The sequence below is a fragment of the Agrobacterium sp. T29 genome (genome assembly GCF_006970545.1).
In the GTDB taxonomy this organism is placed as follows: domain Bacteria; phylum Pseudomonadota; class Alphaproteobacteria; order Rhizobiales; family Rhizobiaceae; genus Agrobacterium; species Agrobacterium leguminum.
In genome coordinates this window covers 1,749,218-1,764,848 of record NZ_CP040640.1, presented here as the reverse complement: position 1 = coordinate 1,764,848, position 15,631 = coordinate 1,749,218, and the positions used below count along the sequence as shown (strand labels likewise).

Sequence of the window (15,631 nt, the reverse complement as noted above, 5' to 3'; positions counted from 1 at the left end):
ATTGCAACTCCTTTATTGCAACGGCATGACGCGGGCTATGGAAAAAGCAGCCTTCAGGCAATCACGGTTGTCGAATCAGACCTTTTCCACAAATCCGTCCAGCACGCGCTTCTGGCCGGCGCGATCGAAGTCGATCGTCAGCTTGTTTCCTTCGATGGCGGAAATATTGCCATTGCCGAATTTGAGGTGGAAGACGCGGTCGCCGACAAAAAATTTCGATGGCGTGTCGGCGACGGATTTCGCCACCAGTTCGCCGTCGATCGTGCGGGTGCGCGGGCCGCTTTCGCCATAACCGATGCGTTCGACCGCATGGCCGGAGCGGGTGCCCCAATTGTCACGGGTGGCGTCGCTGCGGTTCTGCTGCGCGCGCTTCCAGCCGGGGGTGGAATAGTTGTTGGTGAAAGGATCGGCCTTGTCGAAGCGCGATTGGCCGTAGCCGCCGCGTCCGCCATAACCGCCGTAACTGCTGTCGGATGCCGCGACATCCACATGGGCGGGTGGCAGCTCATCGAGGAAACGCGAGGGCAGGGTGGATTGCCACAGCCCGTGAATGCGCCGGTTCGAAACGAACCAGATATGGCAGAGCTTCTTGGCGCGGGTGATGCCAACGTAAGCGAGACGACGTTCTTCCTCCAGACCGGAGCGCCCGCCTTCGTCCAGCGCCCGCTGGTGCGGGAACAGGCCTTCTTCCCAGCCGGGCAGGAAGACGGTGTCGAATTCCAGACCCTTGGCGGAGTGCAGCGTCATGATGGAGACGGCATCGAGATTTTCATTCTGCTCGGCATCCATGACGAGGGCGACGTGCTCGAGGAAGCCGCGCATGCTCTCGAAGGCCTCCATCGAGCGGATGAGTTCCTTGAGGTTCTCAAGCCGTCCGGGCGCTTCGGCCGTCTTGTCGGCCTGCCACATGGCGGTATAGCCGCTTTCGTCGAGAATCTGCTCGGCAAGCGTGGTGTGCTCGGTGTTTTCCAAGAGGCCCTGCCAGCGGCGGAAATCCTGCACCACATCGAACAGCGCCTTGCGCGCCTTCGGTTTCAACTCGTCGGTCTCGATGATGTCGGCGGCCGCTGCCAGCATCGGAATATCGCGGGCGCGGGCATAGTCGTGCAGATTACGGATCGTCGTATCGCCAAGACCGCGCTTCGGCGTGTTGACGATACGCTCGAAGGCGAGATCGTCGGCCGGCTGGCACACAAGGCGGAAATAGGCCATGGCGTCGCGGATTTCGAGACGCTCATAAAAGCGCGGGCCGCCGATGACGCGGTAATTGAGGCCAAGCGTGACGAAACGGTCTTCGAACTCGCGCATCTGGAAGGAGGCGCGAACGAGGATGGCCATGTCGTTCAGATTATGGTTCTTGCGCTGAAGCTGTTCGATTTCCTCACCGACAGCGCGGGCTTCCTCCTCGGAATCCCAGGCAGCATGCACCACGACCTTTTCATCGTCAGGGCTGCTGCGTTCGGTGAACAGCGTCTTGCCGAGACGGCCCTCATTATGGGCGATCAGATGGCCGGCCGCGCCGAGAATATGCTCGGTGGAGCGATAGTTGCGTTCGAGCTTGATGACCTTGGCGCCGGGAAAATCCTTGTCGAAGCGGAGGATATTGTCCACTTCCGCGCCGCGCCAGCCATAGATCGACTGGTCGTCGTCGCCGACGCAACAGACATTCTGCGGTTCACCCTTGGCGCGCTGGGCAAGCAGCCTGAGCCACATATATTGCGCCGTATTGGTGTCCTGATATTCGTCCACCAGAATGTAACGAAACTTCTGGTGATACTCTTTCAGAATATCGGTGTGACGGCGGAAGATGCTGATCGGGTGCATCAGAAGGTCGCCGAAATCGCAGGCGTTCAGCGTTTTCAGGCGGTTCTGATAGGCGGTGTAAAGTTCGCGGCCCTTGCCGTTGGCGAAAGCGCGGCTGTCACCCTCCGGAATGTCCGGCGGCGTCAGGCCCTTGTTTTTCCAGCCGTCGATCATGCCGGCGAATTGTTTTGCCGGCCAGCGCTTGTCATCCAGACCTTCAGCCTGAATGAGTTGCTTGATCAGCCGCACGACATCATCGGTATCGAGAATGGTGAAGTCCGATTTCAGGCCGACGAGTTCCGCATGGCGGCGCAAAAGCTTGACGCCGATGGAGTGGAAGGTGCCAAGCCAGGGCATGCCCTCGACAGCGCCGCCGACCAGAACGCCGATACGTTCCTTCATCTCGCGGGCAGCCTTGTTGGTAAAGGTCACGGCAAGAATCTGGCTCGGATAGGCGCGGCCGGTGGCAAGAATATGGGCGATGCGGGTGGTCAGAACGCGGGTCTTGCCGGTGCCGGCGCCGGCGAGCACGAGAACGGGTCCGTCCAGCGTTTCTACTGCCTCGCGCTGTTCCGGGTTGAGGCCGGAAAGATAGTCGGGCGCAGCACGCGTCTGATCGCGCGCCGCCATGGCGCGGGCGGCAATGCCAAGCCCGCCGCCGCTTTCCGCACCGGCATTGTTCGTTGCCCTGCGCGGTGCGGCGGGTTCCTCATCAAAGAACGGCATATCGTCAAAACTGTTGCTCATGCGGCCCAATGTAGTGATTCGGGATATAAAGGCCAGAACCGTGTTCTGCTTTTATTCCGGTATCAACCGTCAAAACGCCCATTCCAAGGCATTTTTTCGTTTCATGTTTGCCTGTCGGCGTCGAAAGCGGCGTCAACGGGCACTTGCAACGCCACCGCAAGCTGGTTGGTCTTGGCGGCAAGCGCGATGACGCGCAGCAAATCGGCATGTTGTTCGGTGGTCATGCCATTGGCTTTTGCTGCTGCCGTGTGGGAATGGGCGCAATAGGAGCAGCCATTGGTGACGGAAACGGCGATATAGAGCATTTCCTTCACCACGGGATCGAGCGCCGAAGGTGTCGCCATCACCGCCTTGACCTCACCCCATGTCTTTTCAAGCAGATCGGCATCGAAGGCGAGGTAGAGCCACATATTGTTGATGAAATCCGATTTGCGGGTGGCGCGGATATCATCGAACACCGCCTTGACGCGAGGATCGGTTTCCGGGTTTTCGGTCTTCGTCACGGTGCTCATGGCTTCCTCCGGTTATGGCGTCTCGGGGGCAGATTAGCCCAATGGCGGATATTTGCGACAGGAATGCACGGATGGATTGCGGATTTGCTGCTCCGGGCGGCATTTGCGGCCAAATTACAATTACGTAAGGAACGGTTTTGTGCGTTGCCTTGCCTTGGCCAAGCAGGAATACTGCACCTGTCTCGGAACGTGCCGTTTTTGGGAACATATCGTGCTGCGCGGATCAACCGGAGAAATATATGCGGGTCTGGAAACAGGTGGGTGTCAGTGTTGCCGTGGTGGGAGCGGGGCTCTGTCTCTGGGGCTTCTATTCGCCCGAAGCCCGCAATGTGCTCGCCAGCATGGGGCTTGGCAAAACGCCTGCCGGGGCGATCGAAGTCGCCGCATCCGGCGGCCCGGCAGCCGGTGCGTCCACAGGGCAGAATGCCGGCGGTGCGCGCCGCAATGGCAACGCCACACTGGTGGTGACGGCCCCGGTGAAGAAAGGCACGGTCAATGACCGGCTGAATGCCATCGGCAATGGCGAGGCGATCCAGTCGGTTGTCGTCATGCCGCAGGCTTCCGGCACGCTTTCCGAAATTCGCACGTCGTCCGGCGCTCGTGTCGTGAAGGGCCAGGTGCTGGCGCGGCTCGACGATGAAGAGCAGGTGATCGAGCGCGACAAGGCACAGGTGGCGCTGCGCAGCGCCGTTGAAAAATCCAATTCCTACAAGAACCTGAAATCCGTTTCCCGCCTCGATGTGCTGGATGCGCAGATTGCCGAGGAAGCCGCCAAGCTTGCGCTGAGCACGGCCGAACTCAATCTCAAGCGGCGCGACATCGTTGCGCCGATAGAGGGTGTGGCGGGTATCGTCGCCGCCAATATCGGCGATAACGTCACCACGCAATCAACCATCGTCAGCATCGATGATCGTTCAGAAATTCTCGTCAATTTCTGGGCTCCCGAGCGGTTCGCAACCGCGATCAAGGTCGGCATGCCGGTGGAGGCGACGTCCATTTCCCGGCCGGGTGAGACCTTCAAGGGCGAGATCGAGGCCGTCGACAACCGCGTCGATGAGGCAAGCCGCACGATCCGTATCCGGGCGAAATTCGGCAATGAGAAGGACGAGCTGAGGGCGGGCATGTCCTTCGGCGTGACCATGCGTTTTGCCGGGGAAACCTATGCCTCGGTCGATCCACTGGCCGTGCAGTGGGATGCGGAAGGCTCTTACGTCTGGCGCGTGGCCGACAATAAATCGAACAAAGTGCGGGTGCAGATCGTGCAGCGCAATCCCGATGCCGTTCTCGTCAAGGCGGAGCTGGCGGATGGCGAACCTGTCGTGATAGAGGGCCTTCAGCGTGTGAGGGAAGGCGGCGCGGTCCGCGTTGGCAACCAGCCGAAGCCTGAAGAGGTTGCCAGCCAATGACGACGCAGCCACCCTCCGGGCAGGATTCCAAGCTCGCCTTTACGGCATTGTTCGTGCGCCGGCCGATTCTGGCGGCGGTTCTCAACACGCTGCTGGTCGTTGCCGGCCTTGCAGCGCTGGTGGGCGTTGAAGTGCGTGAACTGCCTGACGTCGACCGGCCGACGATCAGCGTCAGGACCACCTATGAGGGGGCGGCGCCCGAAACCATCGATCAGGAAGTGACGCAGACCATCGAAGGTGCGGTGGCGCGGGTCAGCGGCGTCAAGTCCATCTCGTCCAACTCGCAATTCGGCACCAGCCGCGTGACGCTGGAATTCGGCGACAATGTCGATCTGGCGGTTGCCGCCAACGATGTGCGCGACGCCATCGGCCGCGTCACCAATCAGCTGCCTGACGATGCCGACGAACCGCAGATCATCAAGGCAGATTCCGACAGCCAGCCGATCATGCGCCTTGCCGTCACCTCCTCCACGCTCAGCATGGAAGACCTGACCAAGCTGGTGGATGACGAGATCATCGACCGTCTGGCTGCCGTCGACGGCGTGGCCGATGTGGAGCTTTACGGCGATCAGGAAAAGGTTTTCCGGGTCGATCTCAATCAGGCGGCGCTCGCCAGCCGCGGTTTGACGGTGACCGATGTTTCGAACGCGCTTGCCAGCGCAGCCCTCGACGTGCCGGCGGGGTCGCTGAAAAGCACGACGCAGGACATCGTCGTGCGCGCCACCGCCAGCCTGACGAAGCCCGAGGATTTCTCCAATCTCCTGATCAAGAACAATATCCGCCTCAGGGACGTCGCGACCGTCATGCTGGGCGCGGATGATGAATCCACCTCGCTGCGCTCCAACGGCGTGCAGGGTGTCGGTCTCGGCGTCATCCGTCAGGCGCAGTCGAACACGCTCAGTATCTCGACCGGCGTGAAGGCGGCCGTCGACACCATGTCGGCCAATCTGCCCGAAGGTACGCGTATCGTCGTGACCAGTGACGATGCCGTCTTCATCGAAGGCGCGCTGCATGAGGTCGAGCTGGCGCTCGGTCTCTCGGCGATCATCGTCGTCGTCGTGCTTTATCTCTTCCTGCGCGACTGGCGCGCCACCCTCATTCCGGCAATCACCATGCCGGTGGCGCTGATCGGCACTATCGTCGCCATCTATATGGTCGGCTTCTCGGTCAATATTCTGACGCTGCTTGCCATCGTTCTGGCGACTGGTCTGGTGGTCGATGACGCCATTGTGGTGCTGGAAAATATCGTGCGCCGCCGGGCGGAAGGCATGGGGCCGCGCGCCGCCGCCGTTCTCGGCACGCAGGAAGTCTTCTTCGCGGTCATTGCGACGACGGCGACGCTTGCCGCCGTGTTCATTCCGCTCTCCTTCCTGCCGGGCCAGCTTGGCGGCCTGTTCCGTGAATTCGGTTTCGTGCTCGCCTTCGCGGTGGGCTTGTCCTCCATCGTGGCGCTGACGCTCTGCCCGATGCTCGCCTCGCGCATGCTGAAGGAGGGGCTGAAGGAGCCGACGGGGCCGCTTGCCTGGTTCGGCAATGTCTTTGCCTCCACCTACAAAACGACGCTTTCCGCCTGCCTCAACAATCCGCTGATCGTCATCGTCGTGGCGCTGATCTTTTCCGGCCTGTCGTGGATTGCCTTCGGCATGATCCAGAACGAACTGACGCCGCGCGAGGACCGCGCCTCGATCATGATGCGGGTCACCGCGCCGCAGGGCGTCAGCCTAGACTATACCCGCGACCAGTTGCAGCGGATCGAGGAAAACCTGCAGCCGCTGCGCGACAGCGGTGAAATCCGCAATATCTATTCCATCACCGGCATGAACGGCTCGTCCAATACCGGTTTCATGGTGCTGACGCTCGCGCCCTGGGCCGACCGTGAGCGCACGCAGAACCAGATTGCCGCCGATGTCACCTCCGCCGCCAACAGGGTGCCGGCGCTGCGCGGCAATGCGATGCAGCCGAACAGCCTCAGAATTCGCGGTGCCGGCAACGGCCTGCAGATGGCGATGGTCGGCAGCAATTATGCGGCGCTGACCGAGGCGACGCAGAAATTGCTGCTTTCCATGGAGGAAAGCGGCCTGTTCGACACGCCGCGTTTCGACAATGAACCCAATCAGGCGCAGATTTCCGTCTCCATCGACCGCGAGCGTGCATCGGATCTCGGCATCGACATCACCGGCCTGTCGCGCGCCATGCAGTCGCTGCTGGAAGGGCGCTCGATTGTCGACGTCTTCGTGGATGGCGATGCGATCCCGGTGCGGCTTTTGTCTTCCACCCGGCCGATCAACGATCCGACCGATCTGGAAAACGTCTTCCTGAAAACCGGCGACGGCAAGATCGTGCCGATGTCGGTCATCGCCACGCTGAAGGAAAATGCGGTTGCGCCGCAGCTCAACCGCGAGCAGCAGCTTCCCTCCGTCGGCTTTACCGCCAACCTCAAGGATGGCGTTTCGCTGGGCGAGGCGCTGCAAAAGGTGAATGAGCTCTCGCAATCCGTCATGCCGCCCGGCGCACGCCTGCTGCCGCTCGGCGAGGCTGCGACGCTGGAGGAAAATTCGAGCGGCATGTTGCTGACCTTCGGTTTCGCCATCGCCATCATCTTCCTCGTGCTGGCTGCGCAGTTCGAAAGCGTCTTGAGTTCGGTCATCATCATGACGACGGTGCCGCTCGGCCTTGCATGCGCGGTCATCGCGCTGTTGGTCACCGGCTCGAGCCTCAACGTCTATAGCCAGATCGGGCTTGTGCTGCTCGTCGGGGTGATGGCGAAAAACGGTATTCTCATCGTCGAATTCGCCAATCATCTGCGCGATCAGGGAGCCAGCGTGCGCGAGGCCATCGAAAAGGCCACCAGCATCCGCCTGCGCCCTGTCATGATGACGATGATTGCGACCATTCTCGGCGGCGTGCCGCTGGTGCTGGCGCAGGGGGCCGGCGCGGAAGCGCGCATCGCGCTCGGCTGGGTCATCGTCGGCGGCCTCGGTTTTGCGACGCTGGTGACGCTTTACATCACGCCGGTCTCCTACCTGCTGATTGCCCGCTTCGCCAAACCGCAGGCGGATGAGGAAATCCGCCTTCACCGCGAGCTTGAACTTGCCGCCCGCCGCAAGGCGCTGGAAGAGGACAAGCCGTTGCTGGCGGCGGAGTGAAAAACGGTTGCCGCCAAACAGTGTTTGGCGCAATCGCGATGCTGGACAAAGCGTTAACCTTATCCCATACCACCTGACGGAATTTCGTAACGGATCGAATCCGTTACGGGCAGATGTTGAGGTGGAGACGGACGATGGCGCTGAAAGATGTGGTGGCGGGAAAGCGGAACGAAGAGGGTATCGCGTCTGCGCTCGCGGTGTTGAAGCAGCAGCTCGGCGACAGGCTCCAGACCGGACAGGCGTTTCGCGAGCAGCACGGCCACACCACCACCTATCTGACCCTGCAGGCGCCTGACGGCGTCGTTTTTGCCGAGAGCGCCGATGATGTGAAGGCCGTGGTAAAGGTCTGCGCGCAATATAAGGTGCCGGTCATTCCTTTCGGAACGGGCTCTTCGCTGGAAGGGCAGGTGAATGCGCCGAACGGCGGAATCTGCATCGATTTCAGCCGGATGAATCGCATCATTGAGGTGAATGCCGAAGATCTGGACGTGACGGTGGAGCCGGGTGTGACGCGCGAGGACCTCAATGTCTATCTGCGCGATACCGGCCTGTTTTTCCCCATCGATCCCGGCGCCAATGCCTCCATCGGCGGCATGGCCTCGACGCGGGCCTCCGGCACCAATGCCGTGCGTTACGGCACAATGAAGGACAATGTGCTGGCCGTTACCGCCGTCGTTGCCAATGGCGAGGAAATCCGCACCGCGCGGCGCGCCCGCAAGTCGTCTGCGGGTTACGATCTGACGCGGCTTTTCGTCGGTGCAGAGGGGACGCTGGGTGTCATTACCTCCGTTACGCTGCGGCTTCAGGGTATTCCGGAAAAGATCGCCGGCGGGGTCTGCACTTTCGACAGCATCAAGGCTGCCTGCGATGCCGTCATCATGACGATCCAGATGGGGGTTCCGGTCGCCCGCATCGAATTGCTGGACGAAGTGCAGGTGCGGGCCTGCAATGCCTATTCCGGTCTGAACTACGCCGAGAAGCCGACACTCTTCGTGGAATTCCACGGCACCGAGGAAACGGCGGCGCTGCAATCGCAGCAGTTCGCCGAGATCGCCGCCGAATGCGGCGGCGTCGATTTCCGTTGGACCAGCGACGCGGCCGAGCGCAACAAGCTCTGGAAAGCGCGACACGATGCCTATTGGGCGTCCCGCGCGCTCGCGCCCCATCTCGACGGACTTTCCACCGATGTCTGCGTGCCGATTTCGCGGCTCGCGGATTGCGTGGTGGAAACGCAGCAGGATATCGAGGAAAACGGTTTTCTCGCGCCCATCGTCGGCCATGCGGGCGATGGGAACTTCCACGTCCTCATCCTCTTCGACGGCAAGGACGCGGAAAGCGTTGCGAAAACCGAAGCCTTCGTCGCCCGCCTCAACCGCCGCGCCATCGCCATGGACGGCACCTGCACCGGTGAACACGGCATCGGCCAGGGCAAGATGAGTTTTCTCGCCGAAGAGGCCGGCAATGCACTGGATCTCATGCGCGCCATCAAAACGTCGCTCGATCCCGATAACATCTTCAATCCGGGCAAGTTGTTCCGGCTTGTCTGATCATTCTCATATTTGATTGGTACAAAAGGCTGCTTGCCGTTAAGGCAGAAAAGAATAGGTTTGCAGCGTTCGCGAAGGGAGATGCAGGTCAGTGCTCGGACGTATTCTGGTTTTTCTGGGCGGACTGCTGGCCGTGGTGCTGTTTTCGGCGCTGCTTATTCCCTATTTCGTCGACTGGACGGATTTCCGCCGCGATTTCGAGGATCAGGCAAGCCGTATTCTCGGCAAAAAGGTGGTGGTGCATGGCCGCGTCGAAGCCCGTATCCTGCCTTTCCCTTCGGTAACATTGCATGATGTGCGCGCCGGAACGGATGCGGATGGATCGCCGCTCATTCAGGTCGCCCGTTTTTCCATGGATGCCGAGCTTGCACCTTTCCTCTCCGGCGAGGCGCGCATCTTCGACATGCGCATCGAGGAGCCCAAGGCCAAGATAAGGCTGCTGAAGGACGGCACGCTGGACTGGATGCGCGGCAGCCGCGCGGAAATTCCCGCCCGCACCGTGGTTCTGGAAAGCGTGCAGATCGAAGGCGGGCAGATCGAATTCATCGATGAGCAATCCGGCCGCAACCGCGTGGTAACCGGTCTTAACGCCGATATGTCCGCCAATTCGCTGGCCGGGCCGTGGAAGGCGGAGGGACGCGCCGCCGTCGACGGGCATCCGGGCTCCTTCTCGCTCTCCAGCAGCGAGCCGGATTATGCCGCCGGCCGCATGGGGCTCAGGGTGCGGCTGGTGCCGGATGAACATCCGGTCGAGGTCGATCTCGATGGCGCAATTGCCGCAACGGCGGGAAAGCCAGCCTATAGCGGTTCTTTCTCCTTCAGTTTCCGCGAAGACGAAAAGCAGAAGCAGCAGGCCGGACAATCGCTGTTTTCCTCGCCGCGCACCCGCGGCAGCTTTGAACTCACCAATGAAAGCGTGCGTATCCCGAGCTACCGCATGGAACTCGGCGGCAGTGAAAATCCCTATGTCGTGACCGGGGAAGCGACGCTCGATACCGGCGCCAAGCCGGAATTCCTGCTGACGGCCGATGGCCAGCAGATCGATGTCGCCCGCTTTGCGCCGCCCGTTGTGCAGGCGGGCAAGACCTCGCGCCAGCCCACCGCCTCGGTTCGCCAGCGTATCGAGGCCTTTGCGGCCATGGTGGCCCGCATTCCGGTGCCGCCGGTGCCGGGCAAGGCCAGCATCAGCCTTCCGGCGCTCGTTTCCGATGACACGACCATTCGCGACATCAGGCTGGATGTGCGCCCTGAAGGCAGCGGCTGGCAGGTGGTGAATGCCGTGGCGACCCTGCCGGGCCGGACGCAACTTGAGGCCAAGGGATCGTTGACGCTTCTCGGCGGCCCCGCTTTCAACGGCAATCTGCTTCTCGCCTCCAACCAGCCTTCGGGTCTGGCGAACTGGCTTTCCGGTTCCGTCGATCCGGCGATCCGCCAGCTCAATGCCGCCGGTTTTTCTGCCGATGTCTCGCTGACGACGCTCAACCAGCGTTTCGACAATCTGGAGCTTGCAGTCGGCGATGCGTCGCTGAAGGGTGAGCTGGAGCGACGTTCCGACGGCAAGACCTCCAATCTTTCCATCGATCTTGCCGGTAACGAAATCGATCTCGATGCGCTGAAGGCGCTCGGCAGCCTGGCGCTTGGCGATCAGGTCGGCAGTTCCGTCCTCGACCACCGCATTACCGCGAAATTCAAAGCTGACCGGTTCAACATGGCCGGTGTCACCGCCAATCATGTCGAGACCGCCTTCACCATGGCGGGCGGCGTTCTCTCGCTGGAGAACATGACGGCCGGAGACATCGCCGGTGCGGAGGTCAGGGCAAGGGGTGAGCTGCAGGGTTCGCTGCTGAAATATGCGGGCAAGGGCACGGTGAACCTGCATGCGGCGGATATGCAGCCGTTCTTCACCATGCTGCAGCAGAAATTGCCGAACCATCCATTCCTCAGCCGTCTGGCGGCGAGTGCGCCGTGGTACGCCAATTCCGATCTCTCAATGGATGTTTCGGTCAATAGCGAAAATGGCGGTGCCAATGTCGCCGTTTCCGGCACTGTCAATGGCAGCCGACTGTCGGCCGTGGCCAAGATGCCGGATTTCCTGTCGATCACCGATGATACCGCCATGTCGCTGGAAGCGGTTCTGAAAAACCAGTCGACGGCCATCCTGTTCGGGCAGGCGGGGCTCGATCCGCTGCCCTTCGATGCGGATGGCGAGGGGCTTTTGTCCATCAAGCTCAACGGCACGCTCGGTTCGCCCGCCCAGACGGAACTGCGCTTCTCGACGGAGCGCACGCATTTTTCGATGAACGGTTCCTTTGCCGTTTCATCCGCCAATTTTGGTGAGGGCAGCGCCGACGTGGCGCTCGAAAGCGCCGACATCGAGCCCTATCTCATCATGAACGCCGTCGGTCTGCCGCAGCTTGGCGGCGGCATGGCGTTGAAGGCCAATGCGAAAGTGGCGGTGGATGGCCAGAAGATCGCGCTTTCCTCGATAGGCGGGCAGGCGGGCGGAAATCCGTTCTCGGGCAATCTGACCTTCCAGCGTGCCGCGCCATATCCTGTAAACGGCGATCTCTCTGTCAGAACGGCCGATCTCGCCTGGCTGGGTGATGCGATCTATGGGCCGGTGATCGATCCGGAAACCGGGGCGCTCAACGCCAAGCCGCTGGCCATGGCCGCGTTCCCGCAGCTCAAGGCTTCGCTTGCCTTGAAAGCGGAGAGCTTCGAGGCTGGCCCCTTCGGCACGGTCACGGGTGTTTCGGCCAAGGTCACGCATGATGCTGGCAGCCTCTCGCTCGACGATGTTGCCGGCACCTTCATGGGCGGCAAGCTGACGGGACGGCTCGCCATGTCCACGGGCGAGGGGGCGGGCATTTTCCGCACCAAGATCGCGGTGACCGACGCCAATCCCGAGCCGATCCTGTGGGCGAATGCCAACGGGCCGGTCGCGGCAGGCCGGGTCGCCATCGACCTGACGGCCGAATCGACCGGCAAAAGCGTCGGTGAAATGCTGAAATCGGCAGGCGGCTCGGGTGAAATCCGGGTCGGTGGGCTGGTGCTGAAGGGGCTCAATCCGGGCACCCTGCCGCCGATCCTGCAGGCGGCGGACGGTTTGCAGCAACCGATCGACGCGCCCAAGGTGCGGCCGCTGGTGGACCAGAGCCTGTGGCAGGGTGAAATCGGCCTCGGCGATGTGGCCTTGCCGTTCTCGCTGAATGGCGGCGCGCTTCATTTCAAGAATCTGCGTGCGGGGATCGATCCGGTAACGCTGACGGCCGATGCAACGGTCGATCTTGCTGCTTCGACGGTGAATGGCGACCTCGATCTCCTGTTCAATCCCGGCACCGAAACGGTTGCGGGGGCCGAGCCTTCGGTGCGCCTGAATTATAACGGCCCGCTTGCCGCGCCGGCTTTGACGACCGACGTTTCGGCGCTCAGCAATTACCTGTCGCTCCGGGCTTTTGAAAAGGAGCGCCGCCGGGTGGAGGCCATGCAGGCCAGCGTTCTCGAAAAGCAGCGCCTGCGCCGCGAAGTGGCGCTTTATCGCTCGCAGGCGGCCGAGCGGCAGGCCGAGAAGGAACGGGCAGAGGCGGAAGCCAAGGCCAAGGCCGAAGAAGAGGCGCGTTTGAAGGCTGCGGCCGAAGAACGTCTGCGTCAGGAAAAGGAACAGCAGGAGCGGTTGCAACAGCAACAACAGGAACAGGGGCAACAACCGACGCCCGAGCGGCAATCCGCGCCGGTTCTGGTGGTGCCTCCGACGGAAAACGCGATCCGGCAACTGGCGCCTGAAAACGCTCCCGCCACGCCGTAAGCTTGCGTGGCAAGCGAGGCTGACTTCCTTTTAAGCTGGTTGACGAACGGCGCGGGGCTTCCCTCCGCATGCCGCGTCATGCTCCGGCCTGTTTTTTGACGTGTTTAGATTTTTGGTGCAGTTCCGAAGACGTCTAACGAAAGTGCGTTCTTCACCGGCGACTTCAAGGGGACCGGACAGCAATGGTTTGACCCAGCGATGAGGCCAAATCCGGCAAAGGTTTGCGACCTTCCGCGGCGAGCATTTTGCGCCGCCCATCAATCGCTTTGACGGAAAAATCCCGGTGAAACTGTCAAATCCAGGTTTCGCGTTCGCCGAATGGCGTGTCGGCGTCGAAATTTTTGGTGCCGATCCTGGCGCTTTCACCGGAAAGGCTCGGCTTTTCCGCATTTTCGCTCGACGGTGCCGATTTTTCGCCGCTGTTTTCGAGAGCCTCAAGCTGGGCTTTGAGGGACGCTATTGCGCTCTTCAGCTCTTCCTGTGCTTTCGCTTCCGTGGTCTCAGCAAGCTCCGACTGCTTTTCGGCAATCTGTGCTTTCAGTTCGGAAACGCTTGAAGACGATGTGGATGAAGAAGACAGCAGGGAAACAGCGGTGCTCGTTCCCGAAACGGCAGAAACCATGGTCGCCTCGTGGCGGATGTGTGGAATGGAAGGATCTGAAACAAAATCTGAAAGCAAGGCTACGCAATACGGGGATGCCTTGGAGGGCAGATTATGCCGCTAATGTTTAATGAATACTTTCACGGCGTTACGAGTTTTCGGCGGAATTTTTCGTAGTGGCTGGATGGGTAAAATCCGGCGGGCGAGATGCCCGCTCGTGGCCGGAGCGTCGTTGACAGGAAAGCTTGCGGAAAGTCAGCGGGTTTTCAGCCAGTTCAGCACATAAACCCGCAGCGACGAGGACAGATTGCTGTCGGCGGCGCGGTTGTCGTCTATTTCGGCAAGCAGGGCCGCGAAACTGATCTTGCGTCTTTCCGCAATGGTTTTCAGCTCGTCCCAGAAGGCATCCTCGAGTGAAATGCTGGTGCGGTGGCCGTGCAACGTCGCGGAGTGCTTGCGGATCATCGGATCGGTCTCCGGTGAAACCGGTTGGAGGTCTGAATCATGTCTCCCCGGCAAGTCCCTGTTTTGCGATTCTTTTCCGATAGTCCCGAAATCCGCGACGTCCGGCCGGCCTGTCAGTCTTTGCCGGTCCCGTCATCGTTTTTTTCGAGCCGCCCCTGATCGAGCGCCTTTTCGGCCTTTTCGTTCAGGGCCGAGGTAAGATTTTTTTCGGTCTTGGTGCGGCCGAAGGACAGGCGGTTCTGTTCCGCCTGCTTTTCTTTTTCGCTACGGGCTTTCTGTTTGCGAAACTGACGCAGATTGACGATATCGGCCGCCATGGGGATATGTCTCCTCGGGTTTCGTAAGCTCGGCGTAAAAGCCGTTATTGCTTCTTGCGGAAGGCATCCAGCGAAACGACCGAGCCTTCCTTCTTTTCCTCGCCGGATTTGGGCGTCTCGGAAGCGGCAGCGGGTTTTGCCTCATGGGAAACGGGATAAGCGGTGATCTCCGCGTCTTCGATTTCTTCCTCTTCGGCCAGAGGCACGTCGAATTCGAGCTCGAAATTGACGGAAGGATCGTAGAAACCGCGAATGGCGTTATAGGGAATAACCAGCTTTTCCGGCGTATCCGAGAAGGACAGGCCGATTTCAAAGCCGGTTTCGGTTACTTTCAGGTCCCAGAACTGGTGCTGGATGACGATGGTCATCTGTTCGGCATATTTCGCCTTGAGGTGCTGGGAAATCCGCACGCCCGGCGCGCCGGTCAGGAAGGTGATGAAGAAGTGATGGTCGCCGGGCAGACGGCCGGTTGCGGCCACTTCACCCAAAACCTTACGAATAACGCCGCGAAGGGCATCCTGTGCGAGAATGTCGTAACGGATATGATCCTGCCCCATGCGGTCCTGTCTTTCCCTTATTCGAACGTCTTTTCATGCACGGCGCGGCTTGCGCGCCAAGGACGCTGTAACACTTTGAATCTTCGCGTAATCCTTGAGCCGGGATCATTTCCGATCCTGACGCTCACGCGTTGGCCAAGTATACGCAATGTCCTGAACGGCAGCAACGGAAAAGCCGATGCCGATTGCGAGTCAGCTATCATATAACCAATTCAGGCAAAATGGAGAAGGTGGAGGTTTCTGTTGCCAGGTACCTCCGAACCCCGCCTCACGGGGCTAACCGTGAGGACTTTAGAGCGGAATTCCCGCACCGCCATTAGGCAGCGAGAGCATATTCCTTAGCGTTGTTGTCGTTTGCAACTACACTTGTGACCCGATAACGGCGGTATCATGCCGAGCAAAAGTTCGATCTTTACGCCCTTGTCGATCCTATTTCGCCCCCATCAAAAACCGGCCTTCGTTTCATGAAAGTCCGCCGGTTTTTGGTGGAGGCGCCGGGTACCGCCCCCGGGTCCAATAGGTTTATTACACCGACCGTTTATCGCCATAGCCGGGTTGCCCCGGCAAGGCTCATATAGGCGTTTCGCCCGCCTGAGAAAAGGGGGGTGATGACAATTCCATGAAAAGGTTTCGTGATTGCGGCCCGCACTTTAGACAATTCTTGACGACGAGGGATTGCTGTCCCATTGTCCATGCAACCGGTCACCAGAAGCAACACCGGGCCG

General features: G+C 60.6%; 10 protein-coding genes and 1 other RNA gene. 4 read left to right on the top strand and 7 right to left on the bottom strand.

Features of this window, described 5'->3' with window-relative positions; genetic code table 11:
* Nucleotides 1-75: 75 nt before the first annotated feature.
* Together FGF54_RS09010 and FGF54_RS09005 are read right to left on the bottom strand one after the other, a co-directional pair.
* Nucleotides 76-2,550 carry an ATP-dependent helicase gene (locus FGF54_RS09010; RefSeq protein WP_142779460.1) on the bottom strand — a complete coding sequence of 825 codons (2,475 nt, stop codon included), beginning with the start codon at nucleotides 2,548-2,550 and terminating at the stop codon, nucleotides 76-78.
* A gap of 101 nt (nucleotides 2,551-2,651) precedes the next feature.
* Nucleotides 2,652-3,062: a carboxymuconolactone decarboxylase family protein gene (locus FGF54_RS09005; RefSeq protein ID WP_142779459.1), complete on the bottom strand. Its 411-nt coding sequence runs from the start codon at nucleotides 3,060-3,062 to the stop codon at nucleotides 2,652-2,654.
* Nucleotides 3,063-3,301: 239 nt separating this feature from the next.
* Between FGF54_RS09005 and FGF54_RS09000 the strand changes: the two genes are divergently transcribed.
* The 4 genes from FGF54_RS09000 (at nucleotide 3,302) to FGF54_RS08985 (ending at nucleotide 12,966) form a co-directional block, all read left to right on the top strand.
* Nucleotides 3,302-4,468 (top strand): efflux RND transporter periplasmic adaptor subunit, encoded by a 1,167-nt coding sequence (locus tag FGF54_RS09000; protein ID WP_142779458.1) that lies wholly within the window; start codon nucleotides 3,302-3,304, stop codon nucleotides 4,466-4,468.
* Complete coding sequence (locus FGF54_RS08995) at nucleotides 4,465-7,614, top strand: efflux RND transporter permease subunit (RefSeq protein ID WP_142779457.1); 3,150 nt, start codon at nucleotides 4,465-4,467, stop codon at nucleotides 7,612-7,614. The genes FGF54_RS09000 and FGF54_RS08995 overlap by 4 nt, the downstream gene beginning before the upstream one ends.
* Nucleotides 7,615-7,748: 134 nt before the next feature.
* Nucleotides 7,749-9,161: an FAD-binding oxidoreductase gene (locus FGF54_RS08990; RefSeq protein ID WP_059756704.1), complete on the top strand. Its 1,413-nt coding sequence runs from the start codon at nucleotides 7,749-7,751 to the stop codon at nucleotides 9,159-9,161.
* Between the two features lie 91 nt (nucleotides 9,162-9,252).
* Nucleotides 9,253-12,966 carry an AsmA-like C-terminal region-containing protein gene (locus FGF54_RS08985; protein ID WP_142779456.1) on the top strand — a complete coding sequence of 1,238 codons (3,714 nt, stop codon included), beginning with the start codon at nucleotides 9,253-9,255 and terminating at the stop codon, nucleotides 12,964-12,966.
* 292 nt (nucleotides 12,967-13,258) lie between these two features.
* On the opposite strand, the gene FGF54_RS08980 is transcribed toward FGF54_RS08985, so the two are convergent.
* The 5 genes from FGF54_RS08980 to ssrA all read right to left on the bottom strand — a co-directional run bounded on the left by FGF54_RS08980 (nucleotide 13,259) and on the right by ssrA (nucleotide 15,510).
* Nucleotides 13,259-13,588 (bottom strand): hypothetical protein, encoded by a 330-nt coding sequence (locus FGF54_RS08980; RefSeq protein ID WP_142779455.1) that lies wholly within the window; start codon nucleotides 13,586-13,588, stop codon nucleotides 13,259-13,261.
* A gap of 234 nt (nucleotides 13,589-13,822) precedes the next feature.
* Complete coding sequence (locus FGF54_RS08975; RefSeq protein WP_142779454.1) at nucleotides 13,823-14,032, bottom strand: ribbon-helix-helix domain-containing protein; 210 nt, start codon at nucleotides 14,030-14,032, stop codon at nucleotides 13,823-13,825.
* Nucleotides 14,033-14,145: 113 nt separating this feature from the next.
* On the bottom strand, nucleotides 14,146-14,349 hold the full coding sequence (locus FGF54_RS08970; protein ID WP_003522363.1) for a DUF4169 family protein: 204 nt from the start codon (nucleotides 14,347-14,349) through the stop codon (nucleotides 14,146-14,148).
* A gap of 44 nt (nucleotides 14,350-14,393) precedes the next feature.
* On the bottom strand, nucleotides 14,394-14,906 hold the full coding sequence (locus FGF54_RS08965) for an SspB family protein (RefSeq protein ID WP_020812051.1): 513 nt from the start codon (nucleotides 14,904-14,906) through the stop codon (nucleotides 14,394-14,396).
* Between the two features lie 229 nt (nucleotides 14,907-15,135).
* Nucleotides 15,136-15,510, bottom strand: a transfer-messenger RNA (tmRNA) gene (gene ssrA / locus FGF54_RS08960).
* Between the last annotated feature and the right edge of the window lie 121 nt (nucleotides 15,511-15,631).

Coding starts and splice junctions, on each gene's coding strand:
- FGF54_RS09010 (WP_142779460.1), bottom strand. CDS start 2,550: ATGAGCAACAGTTTTGACGATATGCCGTTCTTTGATGAGGAACCCGCC.
- FGF54_RS09005 (WP_142779459.1), bottom strand. CDS start 3,062: ATGAGCACCGTGACGAAGACCGAAAACCCGGAAACCGATCCTCGCGTC.
- FGF54_RS09000 (WP_142779458.1), top strand. CDS start 3,302: ATGCGGGTCTGGAAACAGGTGGGTGTCAGTGTTGCCGTGGTGGGAGCG.
- FGF54_RS08995 (WP_142779457.1), top strand. CDS start 4,465: ATGACGACGCAGCCACCCTCCGGGCAGGATTCCAAGCTCGCCTTTACG.
- FGF54_RS08990 (WP_059756704.1), top strand. CDS start 7,749: ATGGCGCTGAAAGATGTGGTGGCGGGAAAGCGGAACGAAGAGGGTATC.
- FGF54_RS08980 (WP_142779455.1), bottom strand. CDS start 13,588: ATGGTTTCTGCCGTTTCGGGAACGAGCACCGCTGTTTCCCTGCTGTCT.
- FGF54_RS08975 (WP_142779454.1), bottom strand. CDS start 14,032: ATGATCCGCAAGCACTCCGCGACGTTGCACGGCCACCGCACCAGCATT.
- FGF54_RS08970 (WP_003522363.1), bottom strand. CDS start 14,349: ATGGCGGCCGATATCGTCAATCTGCGTCAGTTTCGCAAACAGAAAGCC.
- FGF54_RS08965 (WP_020812051.1), bottom strand. CDS start 14,906: ATGGGGCAGGATCATATCCGTTACGACATTCTCGCACAGGATGCCCTT.